We start from the raw sequence: 21,930 nt of genomic DNA on the forward strand, positions 1-21,930 counted from the left end.
AGATGAAAACATCAAAAATATTTACCATAATTCTTCTAGCCGGCTTAAGCTTAACGGGCTGTACCGAAGATTTTGAAGAAACCAATACCAACCCTAATGCTCCGGAAATGGTAAGTGCCAATCTACTTACCGCAACGGCAACTTCTGAAATTGCCCGTACTTTAACATCGGAAGGATATTCGGACGGAAATACCCTTACCCAGCTAATGGCAAAGAACAATTTTCCTGGTTTTGGTCAATTTGAATGGGGAGATCAAGGACTTTGGAATTTTTTCTATGAAATTTTACCGGAAGTAACGGATATTCTAGAAATCTCTAGAGCAGAGGAAACAAAGAACAGCACTTATGAAGGCATTGCCCTAACCTTAAGAGCCCTTTGTTATGCCAATTTAACGGATCTTTATGCTAACGTTCCTTACACGGAAGCTATTACCGGAAAAACAAATGCGGTTTTTACCCCAAAATACGATGATCAAGAAACAGTTTACAATGGCGTTCTTCAAGATTTAGTTGATGCCGATGCCGCTTTGGCCTTAGGTGAAGCCATTACAGGCTCAACCGGAGATGCTATTTTTGATGGTGATGCTGCAAAATGGAGAAAACTAGCAAATTCCCTTCGCTTACGTTACTTGTTGCGAATCTCAAAACAAAGAGACGTATCGGCCCAAATGCAAGCTATTGTTAGTGCGGGTAACTATATCATGACCAATGATGACAATGCTACCTTAACTTTCAGCGGAACTTCAAATACGGATTCTTGGCCGGAAAGTACAGGCCGTATAGGTGGTTTTGACGAGAAAAGCTTGTGTACTACCGGACTTGAATACCTTACCCGTTTCAACGACCCTAGATTGGATATTTGGTTTGACCGCAATAGCGATGGAGCATATGTGGGCATCCCTATTGGCTTAAACCAAGATAACGCTAGAGCGTATGACGATGCCAACAGCCCTAGCCGTTTAGATGTTGAATTGTTCTATTTTTCCAGAACTGAGGCTGAGGCCTATATTATAAAAAGCTCTGAGGTGAACTTTATTTTGGCGGAAGCCGCAGAAAGAGGCTTTATTTCCGGTGATGCCGAAACTTTTTACAATGAAGGAATTCGCCAAAGCATGAAGTATTGGGGCGTAACGGACGATGCGGTTATTGATGCTTACTTAGCACAGCCATCCGTAGCTTACGACGGGAGCATTGAATTGCTAATGACCCAAAAAACACTAGCACTCTGGAATGTAGATTACCAAGGTTGGTTTGATTATAGGAGAACAGGCCTTCCTGCACTTGAAGCCGGACCGGACAACGAAAACCAAGGTCTTTACCCGGTTAGATTCCTATACCCTTCTTCTGAACAAACGTTGAACAAAATAAACTATAAAGCTGCAGTAGAAGCAATTGGTGGGGATAATATAAACTCTAAGGGATGGTGGGAGACCGGAACAAGGTACTAACCTTCTTATAAACAGCAATGCTTTTGCCCAACGTAACAACCAAGGCAAAAGCATTGTTATAATTAATTTTTCAAATTATGAAACCAATTAAGTTACTTATACCTATGCTGGCGCTCTGCGGAATATGGTCCAAAAGCATTAATGGTCAAGAAGTACCTACTTTAGACATTGAACACGTAGTGGTGATAGGTTTTGACGGACTAAGCCCGGATGGACTGCAAAATGCAGTTACCCCTACTTTTGACAAATTAATGCAAGAAGGTGCCTATTCCTTGCATGCAAGAGCGGTTCTCCCTACCAGTTCAAGTACTAATTGGGCTTCAATGATTATGGGAGCCGGACCCGAGCAACATGGTATAACGTCCAATGCTTGGGAACGCGATAATTTTACGCTTCCCGCGGTTACACAAAATGAGGAATTCATATTCCCCACTATTTTTCAATTGACCCATGATCAAATAGCCTCCTCCGAAATAGGTGCCATTTATCACTGGGGAGGTTTCGGAAGACTGTTCGAGAAAAGTGCAGTTGATTATGATACAAGTCCGGAAACGGAAGATGAAACCGCAGTTTTGGCCAGTTCTTACATTAAAACCAAAAAACCAAAACTCACTTTTATACATTTTGACCATGTAGATCACGCCGGTCACGAGTACGGCCATGGCACCCCACATTATTACGAATCTGTAGAGAAATCAGATAAACTTCTTAAAGAAGTTATGGACGCAATTAAAACAGCCGGTATTGCGGACAAAACACTGGTAATCGTTAGTGCCGATCATGGTGGTTTAGGCAAAGGGCATGGTGGCGAATCACTTCAAGAAATTGAAATTCCCTTTATCGTTTGGGGAAAGGGAGTCAAGAAAAACCATAAAATTATCCACCCTGTCTATCAGTATGACAACGCAGCTACGGTAGCTTTTGCTCTAGGTCTAAAAATCCCATATGCCTGGATCGGAAAACCTGTACTCTCGGCTTTTGAAGGTTATGAAATTGAAGATGACTATATACTTCTTGAGCAGTTGAAGGAGCCTGTTATTTTTCCCAAATCGGATGGTAATAAAAAGGCAGGTGGACTTTTCACCGAATCTACTTCCGTTGAAATCAAAAATATAAACGAAGAGGGTACCATCAGATATACCTTAGATGGTTCATTACCAACAAAAACTTCCAACGCTTATGAAAAGGTCATCTCACTAACCCAAAATACGGTGGTTAAAAGTGCAATGTTCACTAATGAAAAAATTAGTAGTCCGGTTGCAGAAGCCTATTTTAGAATTCGCCCAAAAGACCTTAAAAAACCAGTAAAATACGAGATTTTCTACGAAGACCAACTTTCTTTTCTTCCGGCCCTAGGTTCAAAAAAACCGAATCTAACCGGAAATGTTTTTGAAATTACTTCCGATGAAATAAAGGATAAGATAAAATCCAATACCGTGGTACGGTTCACTACCCAAATAAGGGTAGATCAAGAAAAAAGTTTTAGGTTCTATGTTCGCTCGGATGATGGTAGTCAACTCTTTATAGGTAACGAACTCGTAGTAGACAACGACGGCGACCATGGGGTAAGAACAAAAGATGGAGCAATAACTTTAAAACCCGGTCTTCACACCCTCAAAGTTCTTTGGTTCAACGGTGGGGGCGATGGTTGGCTAGATGTTTTCGTAAAGGAAGGGGAAATGGTCAAACAAATTTTAACCCATCCTTTATTGATAGCCGATTAGATGAATTTTCTCAATTTCTGTTTTATAACGCTGTTTTCGCTGGGCACTACAGTTTGTGCCCAGCAAAATAGTACCAAACCCTACTCTTGGGAACAAAGTCTTTATGCATCCGAATAAAAAAATAAAACCCAACAAAAGAACTGAGGGCGATATTAACTACACTCCCGCCAGACAAGCTTGGCTAGACCATGAGGTAGATGAAAGCACAAAAGCCCTTCTTGAAAAAGATGCCCGGTATTTTTTTCATCAGGCTCTATCCTCTCCCTGTCTAGACGTACTTAAAAACTGTGAAGGACCTTATATCGAAAACCTATCCGGTAAAAAGTATCTTGATTTTCATGGCAATAATGTGCATCAATTGGGTTTTTCGCATCCAATATTGGTACAGCGCCTTACCGAGCAATTACAATCGCTTACCTTTTCTACCCGGCGGTACACCAACGAAGCAGCCATTAATTTTGCCGAGAAACTGGCCTCTCTCTTACCATCAGATTTAAACCGAACACTTATGACCCCCAATGGTAGCGCCGCCATTGGCATCGCCCTTAAACTGGCACGGGCGGTCACTGGTAAATTCAAGGTAGTTTCATTTTGGGGTTCTTTTCACGGCGCCTCATTAGATGCTATAAGTGTAGGTGGTGAATCTGTTTTTAGAGAATACATGGGACCCATGATGCCGGGAGTAGAACGCATTCCGCCGCCTGTCACCTACCGCGGCATTTACGAAGGCAACGAATCTAAATGTCTGGAGTATTTAGAATATGTATTCGCAAAAGAAGGAGATATTGGCGCCTTTTTGGCAGAGACCGTAAGAAATACGGATGTACAACTTCCCTCAAAAACCTTTTGGAAAGAAGCCCGGAAACTTTGTGATACCTATGGCGTACTCTTGATTTTAGATGAAATTCCTATAGCCATGGGCCGTACCGGAAAAATGTTCGCTTTTGAACATTATGATATAGAACCGGATATCCTTTGTTTGGGAAAAGGATTGGGAGGTGGAATTTTTCCACAGGCAGCTATCGTTACACGTGATTCCTATAATAATTTCAGTGATATTTCCTTGGGTCACTACACCCATGAAAAGAGTCCGCTTGGAGCTATAGCCGCATTGACTACCCTAGAAATTATTGAAGAGGAACTTCGCCTGGATAAAATCAAAAATCTTGAGCGAATCATGCACCAAGAAATGAATCGCCTAAAACAAAAGCATTCAATTATAGGTGATATTAGAGGTCTAGGGCTTTTATGGGGAATTGAACTGGTAAAAGACCAAAAAACTAAAGAAAAAGCAATTGACGAAGCCGAAAAAGTAATGTACGAGTGCTTAAAAAACGGACTTAGCTTTAAGGTCTCCGCTGGCAATGTTCTCCAACTTGCACCGGCACTCACCATTTCTGAGGATTCGTTAAAAGAAGCGGTGAAAATTCTAGATAATTCCCTTACTTCGTTAAACCTTGAAACCAACTGAAAATGAAAAACAAACACCTTTTACTCCTGCTTAACCTTATGCTTTTTTCACTAGTGAACGGACAAAAAGACCAACCTTCTCTATTGGTACACCCATACTTACAGGATGCCACCCCTAATTCCATTAAAGTACTATGGCAAACCTCTAGCGGCGAAGAAAGCATTGTTGAGTGGGGCACGACCCAGAAACTGGGCAAAAAGACAAAAGGCATCGCTTACGATATCAATTTTACCCATTCTAGAATTCACGAAGTCCAGATAGAAAACCTGAAAAGGTTTACCACCTATTTTTATCGCGTACGTACAGGTAATGTGATCTCTGATATTTTTCAGTTTAAGACACCTCCTTTTTCGAGCGATAATCGATCGTTTAATATGCTCGCCATGAGCGATATGCAAAAAGACCATCAAAATCCGGATAAATTTTCTGAGATTGTAAATGAAGGTATCATTCCCTACCTCAAAACCGAATACGGTGAAGCGCTTCCGGAGAATTTAGCCTTAGTAATGGTTCCTGGAGACCTAGTAGAAAACGGCACTAAATACGACCAGTGGAAAGATGATTTTTTTGACCCCGCACAAAATCTGTTTGCGGAGGTTCCCGTCTATCCAGTGCTAGGTAACCATGAAAAGAATTCGGCCTATTATTTTAAATACTTCAGTCTGCCCAAAAACGGAACTCCCGCTTATGCGGAGCATTGGTGGTACAAAGACTATGGAAATACGCGGATTATAGGTCTCAATTCTAATGAGGGTTACCGAGACATAGAACAACAATATACTTGGTTGAAAGAAGTCCTGGCAGAAACGGCCAACAATCCGGATATAGACTTTGTGTTCGCACAATTGCACCATCCGCATAAATCGGAATTGTGGATACCCGGAGAGGAAGAATCTACAGGAAAAGTTGTTAAACTCCTTGAAAATTTTACCACGGAAACCGGCAAACCCAGTCTTCATTTTTTTGGTCATACGCATGGCTATTCCAGGGGGCAATCCAAAGACCATAAACACCTATGGGTCAATGTAGCTTCGGCCGGTGGAGCTATTGATAATTGGGGCGAGTTTGAAGGTCGTGATTATGACGAATTTACCGTAACCCAAGATGAATACGGATTTGTGATGGTAGAGGTAGACGCCACCGAAGGCAATCCTAAATTCACTTTAAAACGAATAAGCAGGGGCAACGAGAACCAGTTTAAATCCAATGAAAAGACAGACGAAATCACCATTTACGCAAAGAGTCACAAACCCGATGCGCCACAAGCCATTTCCCCAAAAGGAGAAAACATCCCCTTTACGGGAACTACATTAAATGCGGGAAAGTTTAGCAGTTCCTTGAACGGGGCATACCATGCGGCCGCACATTGGCAAATAGCTACGCAACCTGATTTCTCAAAACTAGTCCTAGACCGTTGGAAACAATCGGAAAATTGGTACTATCTTGAAAACAGACAGGAAGGAGATGACTTAACGGATGAGCCTTCCAAGAGACTGGAACCGAACACCACGTACTATTGGCGCGTTCGCTACCGCGATCAGCACCTGAATTGGAGCAACTGGTCCAACACTCAAACTTTTAAAACCAAAAACCCATGAAAAAGTTGACACTCTGTATTCTTGTACTTCTTTTTTTTGTAAAAACCAACGCCCAAGAGAACGATACTAAAGTGGTTCTGATAACTTTGGACGGGTTGCGATGGCAAGAGCTCTTTTCAGGAGCGGACCCGCTTTTGGTATCCAACCCTACCTATGTTCATGATACCACGGCATTGAAAAATCTATTTTGGAAACCCTCGCCACAGGAAAGAAGAAAAGCCTTAATGCCCTTTGTTTGGAATTCCATATCGGAGATGGGACAAATTCACGGTAACCGAGAATTGGGGAGCAAGGTAGACCTCACCAATAAAATGTGGTTCTCATACCCCGGTTATAATGAAATATTGACGGGTAAAGCAGATGATTCCCGTATAGATAGTAACGATAAAATACCCAACCCCAACACTACCGTTCTTGAAATGGCCAATTCTGATGTGCGGTATAAAAACAAGGTCGCAGCTTTTGGTAGCTGGGATGTTTTTCCTTTTATCGTAAATGAAATACGCTCGGGCGTACCCGTAAATGGCGGATTTGAAATTGCCAAAGGGAAAGACCTTAGCGAACGAGAAAGATTCCTGAACGAGCTACAACCAAGAGTACCCAGCCCTTGGGGAACGGTTCGTCTGGATGCCTTTACACACCACTATGCTATTGAGCATATGAAGAAAAACCATCCTGAATTAACTTACATTGCCTACGGTGAAACCGACGATTTTGCACATGATGGCAACTATCAGGCCTATTTAAAATCTGCCCATAACACAGATGCCTTACTAAAGGATTTGTACGATTTTACACAGCAAGACCCCTTTTACAAAGATAGAACCCTCTTTATAATTACTACCGATCATGGCCGTGGAACCCAACCTTTGGAAACTTGGAAAAGTCATGGTGAAGACATAAAAGGTGCCGGACAGGTATGGATGATTCTATTTGGAAAAGGTATTGATGCCCAAGGCGAAGTTTCAACACCGAAACAACTATATAGCAACCAAATTGCCCCAACTATTTTAAAGGTCTTGAGTTTAAAAAATGAACCTAATAGCATGCCGGGAAAACCACTATCCTTGGGAAAAAAATGAATCTATAGTTTATATAATGATAGCTTGATATTAAGTTAACTCTACAACAGCCACTTTAAACGAATTTTGCGCTGTGATTATTTGAGTTAATCTAGTTTGAGTTAGTTTAGTAAAACCGGTGCACGTCTCAGCATCGGTTTTTTTTATGCTCAAAAAAGTGCTGCTCTAAATGTAAAGATTAGCTAACAAATTGTTAATCTATAGTTTACGAACGAGTAAACTAAAAGACCAATCTTTATCCAAACTTGTTTTCTCTATATGAAAATAGTTCTAGTATACTTGTCCACTCTTGTGGTAAACCTTCTAATCTCACAACTTAGAAGCTACTTTTCGCCCTTAAAATTCAAGAAAATAAGAAAGCGTAGCTACCCCTCCATACAATGAAAAAAAGACCCGTAGATATTGTTGTCATTTCGGACATACACCTTGGAACTTATGGATGTCAAGCCAAGGAATTGATCAAGTATCTAAAATCCATAAACCCTAAGCAAGTAGTATTGAACGGTGATATTGTTGATATATGGCAGTTTAATAAACGATACTGGCCAAAATCGCACATGAAAGTGGTGAAACTGCTAATGGAATGGATTACCAAAGGCGTAAAAGTGCATTACATTACCGGTAACCATGATGAAATGATGCGTAAATTTTCCGGCTTTAAACTAGGTTCTTTTAGTATAGTAAACAAGTTGGTACTAAACGTTCATGGCAGAAAAGCTTGGATTTTTCATGGGGATGTTTTTGATGTTACCATGCAACATTCCAAATGGTTGGCCAAACTAGGGGCCATTGGTTATGACACCCTTATTCTTATTAACAGTGCGGTAAACTTTTGCTACAAAAAATTGGGAAAGGGACCTGTTTCCATGTCCAAGAAAATAAAGAACAGTGTAAAATCGGCCGTAAAGTTCATTAACAACTTTGAGCAGACCGCTGCGGATATTGCCATAGAGAATGAATTTGATTATGTAATATGCGGACACATCCATCAACCTGAGATTAAATCTATAGAAACGGATAACGGCAAGGTAATGTACCTGAATTCCGGTGATTGGATAGAAAACCTTACCGCGCTTGAATATTCCCATGGAGAGTGGAAGCTCTATAAATATGAAGACGATTTGTACATACAGGCGTACAACTCGGATAGCAATGACCATGTTGAAATGCTGGAGAAAAAAGAACTTTTTCAAAGCCTAATGTCCGAGTTTAATGACATGGTAGCCTCAAAAGTAAAAAAATGACCAACCCCAAAAAAGAACAGTAGATGAAAGTACTCTATGCGATACAAGGTACTGGAAACGGGCATTTAAGTAGAGCCCGGGATATTATACCATCCCTACAAAAAAACAACATTGAGCTAGATTTACTGGTAAGTGGTACCCAAGCGGATATTAAACTACCCTACCCCGTTAAATACCAATTGAGCGGCTGGAGTTTTATTTTTGGAAAAAAAGGGGGTGTAGATATGTGGCGTACCTATGCCAAAACCAACTCGGCTAGAATAAAAAAAGAAATTAAAAGCGTTCCGGTTGCGGCGTATGATTTGGTCATTAATGATTTTGAACCCATTTCCGCATGGGCGTGTAAAGCAAAAAACCTGCCCTGTATAGCCCTTAGCCATCAAGCGGCGGTCTTATCGCGTCACGCACCAAAACCAAAACAAAAAGATCACTTAGGAAAGCTCATTCTTGAGAAATATGCACCCTCTACTACACAGTACGGCTTTCACTTTAAAGCCTATGATGATAGAATCTTTACTCCCATTATTAGACAGGACATAAGGTCTACCACAAGAACTTTGGGCGAACATTATACAGTGTACCTGCCCTCCTATAGCGATGAAAAATTGCTTAAAATGCTATCGCAAATAAAGGATGTTAAATGGCAAGTGTTCTCTAAGCACAACCAGAAAGAGATATTTTCCAATAATATTACCATTAGCCCAATAACCAATGAAGCTTTTGTAAACAGCATGGCAAATAGCAAAGGAGTCCTTTGCGGCGCCGGTTTTGAAACGCCGGCAGAAGCTTTGCACATGCAAAAAAAATTATTGGTAATTCCTATGAAAGGCCAATATGAACAGCAGTGTAATGCAGCGGCATTAAAGGAAATGGGAGTTCCTGTTGTTAAATCTTTAAAACTGAAGCATCTGGATAAAATTAAATCTTGGATAGATACCAATACCAAGCTAGATGTGCACTACCCAGATACTACAGATGAGATAATTGAATCCGTTTTGGAAGAATCATTATCTACTTACACCGGCAAATAATTTTAAATGGCGAATACGAGTGCGCAATCAACTTTTGACTTGCAACCTGATGATTTTGGAGAAGATTTTGTTTGGGGCGTATCCACAGCAGCTTACCAAATTGAGGGAGCCCATACAGCAGATGGAAAAGGAAAGTCTATTTGGGACGAATTTGTCACTAAAAAAGGTGCCATTTATAAAAATCAACATGCAGAAATAACCTGCGATTTCTACCATAGATATGAAGATGATATCCTTTTAATGAAATCCATGAATATTGAACACTACAGGTTTTCAATATCATGGACAAGAATTCTTCCGGACGGTACCGGTGAAGTAAACCAAAAAGGAATAGCATTTTATAATGATGTAATCAGTTTTTGCCTTAAATGCGGCATTACGCCTTGGGTAACTCTATACCATTGGGATCTGCCCCAAAATTTAGAACAATTGGGAGGTTGGGCTAATAGAAAAATCTTGGACTGGTTTGAACATTATGTGACTATTTGTGCCAACGCGTTTGGTGATCGGGTAAAAAATTGGATGGTTCTAAACGAGCCAATGGTATTTACCGGAGCAGGCTACTTTTTAGGCGTACATGCACCTGGTAAAAAGGGACTCAAAAACTTTCTGCCTGCCATTCACCATGCCGTACTATGCCAAGCTCTGGGCGGGCGGCTACTTCGTAAGATGGTACCCAACGCCTTCATAGGAACCACTTTTTCCTGCTCACAGATTTCTCCCCGGTCCCATAGTAGAAAGGACGTAAAAGCAGCGGACAAGGCCGATGCTCTTCTGAACCGCCTTTTTATCGAGCCCAGTTTGGGCTTGGGTTATCCGGATGAAAGTATTCCCGTTCTCAAAAAAATAAAAAAATACCAAAGACCGGAAGACGCTCAGAACAGTGTTTTTGAGTTTGATTTTATCGGCATTCAAAATTATACCAGAGAAGTTGTTAGGCACAGTTATACCGTACCTTATTTAAGGGCGAAAATTTTAAAGGCACCGGAAAGAAATGTTCAGACCACATTAATGGACTGGGAAGTTTATCCCCCAAGTATTTATGAGATGCTGAAAAAATTCAACGATTATAAAGGAGTTAAAAAGGTATTTATTACCGAAAACGGGGCCGCTTTTGAAGACACTTTAGAAGGTGAACGTATAAATGATAAAGAACGAACTTCATATTTACAAAACTACCTGAAACAGGTTCATAGGGCACAGACCGAAGGACTAAAAACATCTGGGTATTTTGTATGGACCTTTACCGATAACTTTGAATGGGCAGAGGGCTATTATCCCAGGTTTGGTTTGGTGCATATTGATTTTACAACTCTAAAACGCACCATTAAAGCTTCAGGCATGTGGTACAGTAATTTTTTGAAGGACAAGAAAAAATCAGTACCGTCCGAAGCCAAAAAAACCGATGTCCCCATCGGTTAAATTCTATTCAAGCTAATTCAAATAAGAACGTATGCCGGATATCGCGGGGCAAAGATGCCCTTTAATCACTTATCTGTCATGACCTTAACTTTAGGCGTTTATTACCGTTGTGTTAAGCCGTTATAATTCTGTTGTTCTTGAATAAATCCCATAAAAAAACTAACAATTGCCAAGCTGATTTTCTAAAAACCCTCTTCGCAATTGCCAGATTTGGAACCTTTCTAGTTTCTATAAATCAAACAAACTTGGCAACCATAAACTAAGTTGCGGAATGTAAGTCACAAGAAACAGTGCAATTATCATGGCTATAAAAAGTGGAAACAGCGGTTTTATCACTTTTTCTATAGTGGTGTTGGCAATACCTACCCCCACAAAGAGAACCGAGCCCACTGGCGGCGTACAAAGCCCTATACAAAGGTTAAGTACCATAATGATTCCAAAATGTACCGGGTCTAGGCCCAATTTGGTTACTACCGGTAAAAATATAGGCGTAAAAATCAGTACGGCAGGCGTCATATCCATAAAAATACCTACAAACAATAATAGTAGGTTTATGATAAGTAGTATAACAATTTTGTTATCGCTAATCCCCAAAAGCCCAGAGCTGATTTCTTGTGGAATATTCTCGTAAGATAAAGCCCAAGACATACTCATGGAAGCACCGATCAATAGCATTACAATAGCCGTTGTTGAAGCGGAATCCAAAAGAATTTTAGGGAGCCTGTCAAATGATATTTCCTTGTAGAAAAAGCCCAACAGCAAACTATATAGTACGGCTATGGCCGAAGCTTCCGTTGCAGTAAAAACCCCAATTACAATACCACCTATGACCACTACAAGCATGAACAAACTTGGCAAAGCATCAACAAGGGTTCTAAAAATCTCTTTAAAAGAACTACGTTTTCCTACTTTATAGCCTTTTTTCTTTGCCCAAAATGAAGCCACTATCATAAGAAAGAGTCCCGTTAAAATACCGGGGATATATCCAGCTAAGAACAATGCGGCAATAGAGGCCCCACCACTTGCTAAAGAATAGACAATAAGTACATTACTTGGTGGAATAACGAGACCTGTAGTAGCCGCAGTTATATTTACGGCCGCACCAAACTCCCTAGAGTATCCTTCTCGCTCCATTTCAGGCCCCAAAATACTTCCCATAGCAGAGGCTGCCGCCATAGATGAACCAGCAATGGCGCCCATAAGCATGGCAGAAACAATATTGATCAATGCCAGCCCACCGGGCAAAGCGCCTACCAAGGTTTTTGCAAAAGCAATTAACCTATGTGCAATACCCCCTTTATTCATAAGTTCTCCCGAAAGTATAAACAATGGTATGGCCAATAGTGCAAAACTATCCAGACCGGTACCTATACGCTGAGAGACCGTAGTAAAGGCCGGTAACACGGGAATGCTAACTAACATAGTAAGAACGGAAGATATGGCGATACTCCATGCAACAGGGGTTCCTATGGCCAACAGAACCACAAAACTTAGCACCAAAACTAAAATTGGTAAATACTCCATAATACTTAGTCTTTAAGAAGGTCAGATATTTTATAATAGATGATAAGCACACCGCTTATTGGGATAACAAGGTAAACCAAGGAAAGTGGTACTTGCAGTGCTGGTGAATGCTGATCTAACACATGTGTGATATAAACCAAACGGGAACCACCAATAACCAAAGCCCCAAGACTAAATAAGATTACCAGCCAATGCACCACTAACTGTAATTTCTTTTGGGTTGCCAAGCTAAAACGTTTTGGTAATACGTCTATGGCCACATGAAGGTTCTTGCCCGATACGTATGCCGCACCCAAAATACCGATCCAAATCATTAAATATCTGGCAAGCTCATCCGTAAACGAACTAGGTGAACCCAACAAAAACCTGCTGAACACCTGCCATAATACATTTAAGACCATAACTCCCATTATCGTAACGAGAAAATAGGCCAAGGCTTTGTCTATGCTTTTCCTTAATTCCATATTATTTGGTTGCTTGTATTTCTTGAATCAATTTATAAATGACCTCGTCATCTTTGTATTTGTTGAACGAGTCTTTTATTTTTTCCGAAAAGAGAGTTTTGTCCGGTCTTATGATTTCCACACCTGCTTTTTCAACTTCGGCCAGTGCTTCATCTTCGGATTCTGCCCATAATTTACGCTGGTAACCAATAGAGCCATCAACCGCTTTCTTTAGCCAACTTTGCTCTTCTTCTGATAGGCTATCCCACAAATGTGTGCCTGCCAAGAGTACATCCGGCAATACGGTGTGTTCGTCCAAGGTGTAAAATTTGCAAACTTCATAATGTCTGGACAAGTAGAAACTAGGTGGGTTGTTCTCTGCCCCATCTACAACTCCCTGTTGTAATGCCGTGTACAGTTCTCCCCAAGAAATAGGAGTAGGCGAACCTCCAAGGTCCTTAACCATATCCATGGCCGTGACACTCTCCATTACCCTAATCTTTAATCCCTCTAGGTCATCCGGATTGTTAACAGGTCTATCTTTAGTGTAAAAACTACGGCTTCCCGCATCATAATACCCTAGCCCTTTAAGCCAATATTTTTCGCCATCGTTCAACAATTCCTGACCAATGGGCCCATCAAGTACATCAAAGGAATGTTGTCTATCCCTGAAAAGGAAGGGCAGACCTAGCACTTTCATTTTAGGCGCAAAGTTTTCCAAAGTTCCAACAGACACCTTGGTCATATCCAGACTTCCTATTTGCAACAGTTCCAAACATTGACGTTCGGTACCCAATTGTTGGTTGGGGTAGATTTCCAACAACATCTTACCTCCAGAAATTTCTTTTAGGTCTTCACCCATTTTAACCATGGCCTTATGTACGGAGTGGTTCACATCCAAGCCATGTGCCAAGCGAATGGTACGATTACCCCCAAGGTCCCCACAACCACTGACCATGAGTACTCCAAGACAGAAAAAAACAAATTTTAGATTTACTTTCATAGGATAACCAAATTAGAGATCAAAGTACTCTTTAGCGTTATTGTAGCAGATATTTTGCACCATTTTACCTATCCATTCCATATCATTAGGCAATTCTCCTTTTGCCATTTCGTTACCGAAAAGATTGCAAAGTATACGACGGAAATACTCATGTCTAGGAAAAGAAAGGAAACTTCTTGAATCTGTTAGCATGCCTACAAAACAGCTTATGAGCCCCATGTTGGAAAGGGTATTGATCTGATCGATCATACCGTCTTTTTGGTCTAAAAACCACCATCCGGAACCCCATTGGACTTTTCCTTTTACACTACCGTCATTAAAATTACCTGTCATAGTTGCCATTAAGGCATTATCGCGCGGATTGAGATTATACAATATGGTTTTGGTAAGTTTATCTTTACTGTCTAGCGTATCAAGAAATTTAGATAAGCTTTCGGCCTGTGTATAGTCGCCAATGGAATCCCAACCCGTATCCGGGCCAAGTTCAGATAACATTCTTGTATTGTTATTACGCAATGCACCCAAATGAAACTGTTGTACCCAACCAAATTCATGATAGGTTTCCGATAGGTATAATAAGATGGCACTCTGAAATTTTACGGCCTCTTTAGGGCTTATTTCCGCACCTTCCCTTCTTTTCTTGAATATTATTTTTACTTCGGCCTCCGTAAAGTCCTCTGCATGTAGGTGCGATAATCCGTGGTCGCACACGAAACAGCCGTTAGAATTAAAAAATTCGATACGTTTCCGCAATGCATCACATAACTCATCATACGTAGTAATATCACAGTCGGAAGCCTTCTCTAAACTATCTATGTATTCGTTATAGGTTTCGCTTTCAATTAAAATAGCTTTATCAGGTCTAAATGCGGTACTTACCTTAGTAGTAAAGTTGCTTTTTGCCAATTGTTGGTGATACTCCAAAGTATCGGTAGGATCCTCTGTGGTACACAGTGTAGTTACATTCATCTTACTGATCAATCCCCTAGAAGTAAATTCTGAAGATTGTAGCATTTCTGTGGTAGCATCATAAACTGCAGAAGCATTTTTTCCGCTCAATGTTTCCGTAATACCAAAATATCTTGAAAGTTCAAGATGTGTCCAATGGTATAAAGGGTTTCTCATGGTATGCGGAACAGCTTCGGCCCATTTCATGAACTTTTCCTTATCGGAAGCATTTCCGGTAATATATTTTTCACTTATACCAAGAGTTCTCATCGCCCTCCATTTATAATGGTCGCCGTTGATCCAGGCACTGGTTATATTCCCAAAAACCCGGTTTTCCGCTAAATCTTTTGGCGGGAGGTGGTTATGGTAATCTATGATAGGCATTTGAGCCGCATACTCATGATAGAGCGACTGTGCCTGCTTACTTTCCAGTAAGAAATTATCATCTAAAAATTTGCTCACTTTATATCGTTTTTTCTGGCTTATACTAATTCCTATAGACAAGAACCTATTTTCCGTTGTTGGTAAAAACAACCTTAAACCCCTAAAATAGGTTTCTATTCTGGCATAGACAAGAAAAATTATAGAATCAACACTCAAGCGCTAAAGTCAATGCAAATATTAACAATTTAGCTTGTTAAAATTGCATAAATAGTATCATCTGAATGATTTTACCCCCATTTTAGAACGGATAACTTCTTATTTAAGAAAAGAATAACGCTCCCAAATTTTTTTGATCTTTTAAGAGAATTATTTTTATAAAAAAATAACAAAATGGACCTAAAGAATAAAGTAGTTTATATAACAGGAGGCTCAAAAGGGATAGGTTACGGTGTTGCCGTAAAACTATTAGAGGCAGGAGCTAAAGTAGCCATAAGCGGGCGAACATTAAGCACTGTACAAGAAGCCGCAAAACAGCTTAATGCCCAAGACCGGGTGCTGGCTTTGGCCTCAGATGTTTCTAAAATAAGTGACGAGAAAGCGGCCGTTAAAAAGATATTGGGCCAATGGGGGCAGTTAGATGTAGTTTTGGCCAATGCGGGAGTAGGATATTTTGCGCCTGTAGACGAACTTGAGGACGATGCTTGGCACAAAATGATAGACACTAACCTAAGTGGTGTTTTTCATACGCTAAAAGCTTCGGTTGAGGCTTTAAAGAAATCAAAAGGGTATTATATAACCTTGGCCAGTTTAGCGGGCACCAATTTCTTTGCATCGGGTACGGGTTATAATGCCACTAAGTTTGGTGTAGTTGGATTTACCCAAGCGGCCATGTTGGATTTACGAAAGTATGATATAAAAGTGTCTACCATTATGCCCGGTTCTGTGGCCACGGAATTTGCCGGTAACGAACCCGACGAAAAAGATGCCTGGAAAATACAGCCCGAAGATATTGGAGAACTTGTTCTGGATTTATTAAAAATGAACCCTCGTACCTTACCAAGCAAAATTGAGGTAAGACCTACTAGGCCGGACAAAAAATAAGATTCCCCATGAATTAGGAGGTTATACTTCCTTCTCCGTAAAGGGGACTTGAATGTTACAAATTTCAGTGATTAGGGCGGTTAGCTCTGTATAAAATAGGGAAAGGGTTTCTTTCCCTATTTTTGTTTCTTTTTTTGCGCCGTTGCCCGCTTTATCCTTTGTAGCAAACTTTAACACACCGGAACTTAGTTTTTTAAACGATATGATTCCTGCTTCCATAAGCACCTTAGGGTGTTCCGAAGCGTACATTGTAGCGTAACAAAGCAGTTGAAAAGCTTTACTGAATTTATAGTCTGAAGTTATGGATACACCGTCTACAATTTCCAATTGACCTCGATCAACACTTCCCGTTTTATAATCAATGATTCTTAAAACTCCATCCACCTCATCTATTCTATCTAACTTCCCTTTTAAATTTACCGGAAAACTCACTTCAGGAATATCCAATGAAATTTTTAGATTGGCCTCTAACCCTACTATTTTTATTTGATGCTTTTTGACATCCGCAATTTCTAGGTTGATGAAATTTTCTATGTACCGTAATACCACATTAAAAGCAATCAAGTTTTTCCCTCTTGAAATATCGCCGTCCAAATAGGTCTTGGCAAAATGCTTTTTTACCAATTCCGCAACTCTGGTTTTTGCTTGGACCAACACTTCCTCGCTTAGTATTTTTCCAATAAAAGGGGTATAAAGCTCTTCTAGGGTATCATGTACTATAGTCCCAAAGGTATTGGCAGCAATAGTTTCCTCAACCTCAAGTACATCATCTATTCCTAATAAATTTCTTTTATAAAAATCGATAGGGTTACGAACATAGTTACTTAAAGATGTTGGAGAAAACCCTTTTAGCGCATGGGCCTTGATAAGTTTAATTAAACCATTGTCCTTTTCAATAGATTCTAAAGTGTGGTGTTTAGGTGAAATAGAGGGCGATGCTACACTTTCATTAATCGTAGCGCTTCTGTTCTCATCCGTTAGCAGCTGGTTTATAAGCCTACTACGCTCACCACCTTCCAAAACATCCGGCTCTGTATTATAAAGTATGTAGATATTTTTTGCGCGTTGCAATAGCCTATAAAAGTGATAAGTATAAACCGCATCTTTCTCCTTAAATGTAGGCAACCCCAACTGCACTTTTAAATCGAACGGAATAAAAGAATTATTAGATTTTCCGGAAGGAAGAATACCTTCATTAACCGATGTAATAATTACTGTCTCAAAATCTAGATTGCGGCTTTCCAACATCCCCATAACCTGAAGCCCCTCCAACGGTTCACCTTGAAAATCCAAGGTCTCGGAAGACAATAATTCGCGATATAGGCCCAACAAAGATTTTAGGTCTGTAATAAAATCATACTTCCCTACCAGCTCTGATAACTGGTTGAACAAATTAAAGTATCTATATAAATATTCTAAGGATAACGCATCTTTAGAATCATGTAATTTGTCCTTAAGCCCAGCTATTATCTGTAAGCAATGTTCTAGAATTTCCTTTGGTGTAGGGGTATGTTCATGAAAAAGTAACTTGGAGGCAACGGCAACACTACCCTCTGCCTGTTTAATATGCTCCGTAGTAACATAGACCCAATTCTTATTTTTTATGACCTCCTCAAGAGATTGTTCATTTCCCCGATTATCGCCTCCTAAAAGTACGTGTACGTACGGGTGCGCCAAAAACGCTAGTATATTCTGATAGAACCATCCTTGATCATTTCTGTTTATATATAGATTCAAAAATTGATCGAACAAACTGGCCAAAGGAATCTTGTTCAAAGGATACCCCATGGTAACGTTCACATTCTCGATACACTCGGGTATGGAGTTCAGAATGGGGTTCAACAATGATTCATCTCCCAATACTACTGCGGTTCGTTTTAAATCTACAGCCTTTTCCGCATGAATACGCTCAAGTAAATACGCGGTATATTTGGCCTGTGAAACGTTTTTTGGTACACCTACTACATTAATCTGCTTATCCCCTAAATAGTGGGAACTAACTCCTTTAAGGGCATTTTCTTTAAGGTAAGGCCAAGTTTTTAGATGTTGTCTTAGAAAGAATCCCGCATCATGAACAGGGTCATTTAGAAAGTACGAATCAATATCCCAATATATATCGGATGGGGCGTGATCAAGAATATGTTGAATAATTTTGGTCTCCGCAGTGTTCAACGCATTGAACCCGATGAAAACGAAAAATTTCTCTTGATTATCCTTTAAATATGTATCCAGTTCCGAATGGGCCTTACGGTATACCAAACCCTGATGCCCTAAACCTATGCTGAGTAATGCATTGTTGAAGCTGTCGTACAGAGATTCTAGATTATTCCAAAAACGGAGGTAATCCTCCATCATCTTAGTTTTCTCCTTTTGAAGCGACCAATGGGTTACTTCTTGTATAGCCGCTAGATTGGAAAATAGCTTTTTGGCATCAACCAAATACCGGTCTATCTCATTAAAATCCTGTAAAAGAGTTTGTGCCCAGTTAGAAAAACTATAGAAACTATCCTTCTCTTGTGAAGTTTCCATTAGGTACGTATTGTATAAAATGAACAGCTGTTGCGTGTTGCTTGCATAGGAAAGACCCGAAATCTTTTCGATAAAAGTTTCAATACTATAAATCTCAGGTGCAAAAAAAGTGCTGTTAGCAGATTTTGCTATGGCATTTTTAAGGAAAGTACCGGCACGCTTGCTTGGAAGCACAAAAATAATATGCTCGTGCGAACTGTGTTTTTCCCAAACCTCTTTGACTACTTCTTCTAGAAAACTCTGCATAGTCAAAAATAAAAAAAGCCCTGACAAATGTCAGGGCTTTTAAACTTATTTAGTGAGGAGAATTACTTTACTAAGTTAATCTCAACTCTTCTGTTTTCTTTTCTACCACTTCTTGTGTTGTTAGAAGCGATTGGCTTGTCTTCACCGTAACCGATAGCAGACAATCTGAACTCTTCAATACCCTTATCTACTAAGAACTCTTTTACAGAAAGTGCTCTTGACTCAGAAAGGCTTTGGTTCAATTTCTGGCTACCAACGCTATCTGTGTGACCTTCTACTGTAAATTTAGCAGTTGGGTACTCTTTTAAGATAGTGATGATGTCAACCATTACAGAAGTAGACTCAGCTTTGATAGAAGACTTACCTGTATCGAACAAGATAGTTCTAGCGTAGTCATTCAATTGCTTCTGTACTTCTTCAGTAACTTCAGGACAACCAGCGTTAGCTACAGTACCTGCAACATCTGGACATTTATCATCTTTATCCAATACACCGTCACCGTCAGTATCAGGCCATGGGCAACCTTTGTTCTCAGCAGGACCTGCTTCGTTAGGACACTCATCGTCACCATCGGCAACACCGTCACCGTCAGCATCAGGACAACCAGCTAAGTTAGCCAATCCTGCTTCGTTAGGACATTTATCATCTTTATCAGCAACACCGTCACCGTCAGCATCAGGACAACCGTTCATTTCTTTAGAACCAGCTTCGTTAGGACAAGCATCTTTGCTGTCTTCGATTCCGTCACCGTCAGCATCAGGACAACCATTGAAAGCTTCTAAACCAGCAACTTCTGGACAAGCATCATCTTTGTCATATACACCGTCACCGTCAGTATCAGTACCACCAAACTTAACAGAGATACCTGCTAAATGTTGCCAGTGCTTACGACCGTAATCTTCAAAAGCGTGCTTGTAAGTAGTCTGTACAGTAAGACCGATGTTTTCAGTAAACCAGAAGTTTACACCAACACCACCGTTAACAGTACCAGCACCAATTTCATCAACCCAAGTGTAACCACCACCTATTTCTACGAACGGGTCAACAACTTTTTGATCAAGGAAGTTATATTTGATAGTACCATCTAAAGCGTAGTGCGAAAGATCGTCAACTCCTATATCTCCTAATTTACTGATTTTGTTCAAAGATCCTCTAACGCCTACAGAAAGACCGTCACCTACAGATCTAGACACACCAACATAAGAAATAGAAGGAAGAATATTCCAGTGATCAGAAGCGTTGAAAAGCTCATTACCGAAAGAACTAGTCTGAGTCGGGAAATTGTCATCGCTTGTCGGATACACATCTATGGCATTTACTCCGAACTGTACTTGCCATGGATTATTCTCGTCTTGCGCTTGTATGTTATTGATGCCTACAATAAGGACAGCAACAACCAATAATTTGCTAAGATGTTTCATGTTAAAATTTTTAAGTTTAAGTGTTTATTAGCTGCAAATGTAAGTTGTTAAATATTATTAACAAAATCAATTTCTTATTTTTTTTAACGCATTTAATACCGTAAATAATGCATTTAAACGATTTTTAAGTCCTTCCCAACCTCTATAAAAGCCCCTATTGCGCGGTCTAAATGCCTGATTTCATGGGCAGCAGATAATTGAACACGTATTCTTGCCTTACCTTTAGGAACTACAGGGTAGAAAAACCCTATGACATAAATTCCTTTTTCCAACAAACGGCTCGCCATTTCCTGCGCTAATTTAGCGTCATACAACATTACGGGTACAATGGCAGATTCTCCGTCTATTATATCAAATCCAGCATCTATCATTCCCTTTTTAAAGTAGGCGGCGTTTGCCTGTACCTTATCACGCAAAGAGGTATCGTTTTCCAAAAGTTCAAATACCTTAATAGATGCCCCAACTATAGCTGGCGCCAAGGAATTGGAGAATAGGTAAGGCCTTGAGCGTTGGCGCAAAATTTCAATAATTTCCTTTTTACCTGTGGTATACCCTCCCATGGCACCTCCAAGAGCTTTGCCCAAAGTACCTGTAATGATATCTATCCGGCCCATTACATCCTTTTCCTCTAACGTACCTTTTCCAGTAGGACCTATAAATCCGGTGGCATGACACTCATCTATCATGACCATGGCATCATACTTTTCGGCCAAATCACAAATCTTATCCAAAGGTGCAACAAGCCCATCCATAGAAAAGACACCATCCGTAACAATGATTTTAAAACGGGCATCATCTTCATTGGCCTGTTTTAGTTGTTTTTCCAAATCCTGCATATCACTATTCATATAGCGGTAGCGCTTCGCCTTACATAATCTAACCCCATCAATAATAGAGGCATGATTAAGCGAATCAGATATTATGGCATCTTCGGCAGTTAACAAAGGTTCAAAAACTCCACCATTGGCATCAAAGGCAGCGGCATATAATATGGTATCTTCCGTACCGTAGAAATCGGCTATTTTCTTTTCAAGCTCTTTATGGATGTCTTGGGTGCCACAGATAAAACGTACGGATGACATCCCAAATCCATGACTGTCCAAAGTATCCTTTGCCGCTTGTATTACTTCCGGGTGAGATGATAGCCCCAAATAATTATTGGCACAGAAGTTAATGACTTCTTCTCCTGTTGAAATTTTAATTTCCGCCCCTTGCGGCGATGTAATTATCCTTTCGCTTTTATAAAGGCCTTCTTCCTTTATACTTGCAAGTTCTTTTTCTAAATGTTGCTTTATTTTTCCGTACATATAG

Annotated in this window: 16 protein-coding genes; 9 read left to right on the forward strand and 7 right to left on the reverse strand. The window is 40.2% G+C overall.

Annotation, left to right across the window (positions count from 1 at the left end; translation table 11 throughout):
• The first annotated feature begins 2 nt into the window (after positions 1-2).
• The 8 genes from SJY45_RS12545 to SJY45_RS12580 all read left to right on the forward strand — a co-directional run bounded on the left by SJY45_RS12545 (position 3) and on the right by SJY45_RS12580 (position 11,020).
• Entirely contained in the window at positions 3-1,448 is a 1,446-nt protein-coding gene (locus tag SJY45_RS12545; protein ID WP_400071102.1) for a SusD/RagB family nutrient-binding outer membrane lipoprotein, read from the forward strand.
• A gap of 77 nt (positions 1,449-1,525) precedes the next feature.
• A complete protein-coding gene (locus SJY45_RS12550) occupies positions 1,526-3,172 on the forward strand; it encodes an alkaline phosphatase family protein (protein ID WP_400071104.1) in 1,647 nt (548 codons plus the stop codon).
• A 103-nt stretch (positions 3,173-3,275) separates the two neighbouring features.
• Positions 3,276-4,643: an aspartate aminotransferase family protein gene (locus SJY45_RS12555; RefSeq protein ID WP_400071106.1), complete on the forward strand. Its 1,368-nt coding sequence runs from the start codon at positions 3,276-3,278 to the stop codon at positions 4,641-4,643.
• 2 nt (positions 4,644-4,645) lie between these two features.
• Complete coding sequence (locus tag SJY45_RS12560) at positions 4,646-6,241, forward strand: fibronectin type III domain-containing protein (protein WP_400071108.1); 1,596 nt, start codon at positions 4,646-4,648, stop codon at positions 6,239-6,241.
• Complete coding sequence (locus tag SJY45_RS12565; RefSeq protein ID WP_400071110.1) at positions 6,238-7,323, forward strand: sulfatase-like hydrolase/transferase; 1,086 nt, start codon at positions 6,238-6,240, stop codon at positions 7,321-7,323. The genes SJY45_RS12560 and SJY45_RS12565 overlap by 4 nt, the downstream gene beginning before the upstream one ends.
• Before the next feature lie 380 nt (positions 7,324-7,703).
• Positions 7,704-8,567 carry a UDP-2,3-diacylglucosamine diphosphatase gene (locus SJY45_RS12570; protein ID WP_215437059.1) on the forward strand — a complete coding sequence of 288 codons (864 nt, stop codon included), beginning with the start codon at positions 7,704-7,706 and terminating at the stop codon, positions 8,565-8,567.
• Between the two features lie 23 nt (positions 8,568-8,590).
• Positions 8,591-9,598, forward strand: a complete 1,008-nt coding sequence (locus SJY45_RS12575) for a glycosyltransferase family protein (RefSeq protein ID WP_400071113.1) — start codon at positions 8,591-8,593, stop codon at positions 9,596-9,598.
• Between the two features lie 6 nt (positions 9,599-9,604).
• Positions 9,605-11,020: a GH1 family beta-glucosidase gene (locus tag SJY45_RS12580; protein ID WP_400071115.1), complete on the forward strand. Its 1,416-nt coding sequence runs from the start codon at positions 9,605-9,607 to the stop codon at positions 11,018-11,020.
• Positions 11,021-11,248: 228 nt separating this feature from the next.
• Here the strand turns inward: SJY45_RS12580 and SJY45_RS12585 are convergent, their stop codons facing one another.
• Genes SJY45_RS12585 through uxaC form a run of 4 tightly spaced genes read right to left on the reverse strand, consistent with a single transcriptional unit; the run spans position 11,249 to position 15,400 of the window.
• Positions 11,249-12,544: a TRAP transporter large permease gene (locus SJY45_RS12585; protein ID WP_215437051.1), complete on the reverse strand. Its 1,296-nt coding sequence runs from the start codon at positions 12,542-12,544 to the stop codon at positions 11,249-11,251.
• Between the two features lie 5 nt (positions 12,545-12,549).
• Positions 12,550-13,008 (reverse strand): TRAP transporter small permease, encoded by a 459-nt coding sequence (locus tag SJY45_RS12590; protein ID WP_289037568.1) that lies wholly within the window; start codon positions 13,006-13,008, stop codon positions 12,550-12,552.
• A 1-nt stretch (position 13,009) separates the two neighbouring features.
• Positions 13,010-13,990, reverse strand: a complete 981-nt coding sequence (locus SJY45_RS12595) for a TRAP transporter substrate-binding protein (protein ID WP_400071117.1) — start codon at positions 13,988-13,990, stop codon at positions 13,010-13,012.
• Between the two features lie 12 nt (positions 13,991-14,002).
• Positions 14,003-15,400, reverse strand: a complete 1,398-nt coding sequence (gene uxaC, locus SJY45_RS12600; protein ID WP_400071119.1) for a glucuronate isomerase — start codon at positions 15,398-15,400, stop codon at positions 14,003-14,005.
• 312 nt (positions 15,401-15,712) lie between these two features.
• On the opposite strand from uxaC, the gene SJY45_RS12605 reads away from it, so the two are divergent.
• Positions 15,713-16,423, forward strand: coding sequence for an SDR family oxidoreductase (locus tag SJY45_RS12605; protein ID WP_400071121.1), 711 nt, complete (start codon positions 15,713-15,715; stop codon positions 16,421-16,423).
• Positions 16,424-16,444: 21 nt separating this feature from the next.
• On the opposite strand, the gene SJY45_RS12610 is transcribed toward SJY45_RS12605, so the two are convergent.
• The 3 genes from SJY45_RS12610 to kbl all read right to left on the reverse strand — a co-directional run bounded on the left by SJY45_RS12610 (position 16,445) and on the right by kbl (position 21,926).
• Positions 16,445-19,198, reverse strand: a complete 2,754-nt coding sequence (locus tag SJY45_RS12610) for a PD-(D/E)XK nuclease family protein (protein WP_400071123.1) — start codon at positions 19,196-19,198, stop codon at positions 16,445-16,447.
• 62 nt (positions 19,199-19,260) lie between these two features.
• Positions 19,261-20,619: an OmpA family protein gene (locus tag SJY45_RS19155; RefSeq protein WP_215437037.1), complete on the reverse strand. Its 1,359-nt coding sequence runs from the start codon at positions 20,617-20,619 to the stop codon at positions 19,261-19,263.
• Between the two features lie 113 nt (positions 20,620-20,732).
• Positions 20,733-21,926, reverse strand: coding sequence for a glycine C-acetyltransferase (gene kbl / locus SJY45_RS12625; protein WP_400071129.1), 1,194 nt, complete (start codon positions 21,924-21,926; stop codon positions 20,733-20,735).
• Positions 21,927-21,930: the final 4 nt, after the last annotated feature.

The sequence above is a fragment of the Zobellia russellii genome (assembly GCF_044597075.1).
GTDB lineage: Bacteria > Bacteroidota > Bacteroidia > Flavobacteriales > Flavobacteriaceae > Zobellia > Zobellia russellii.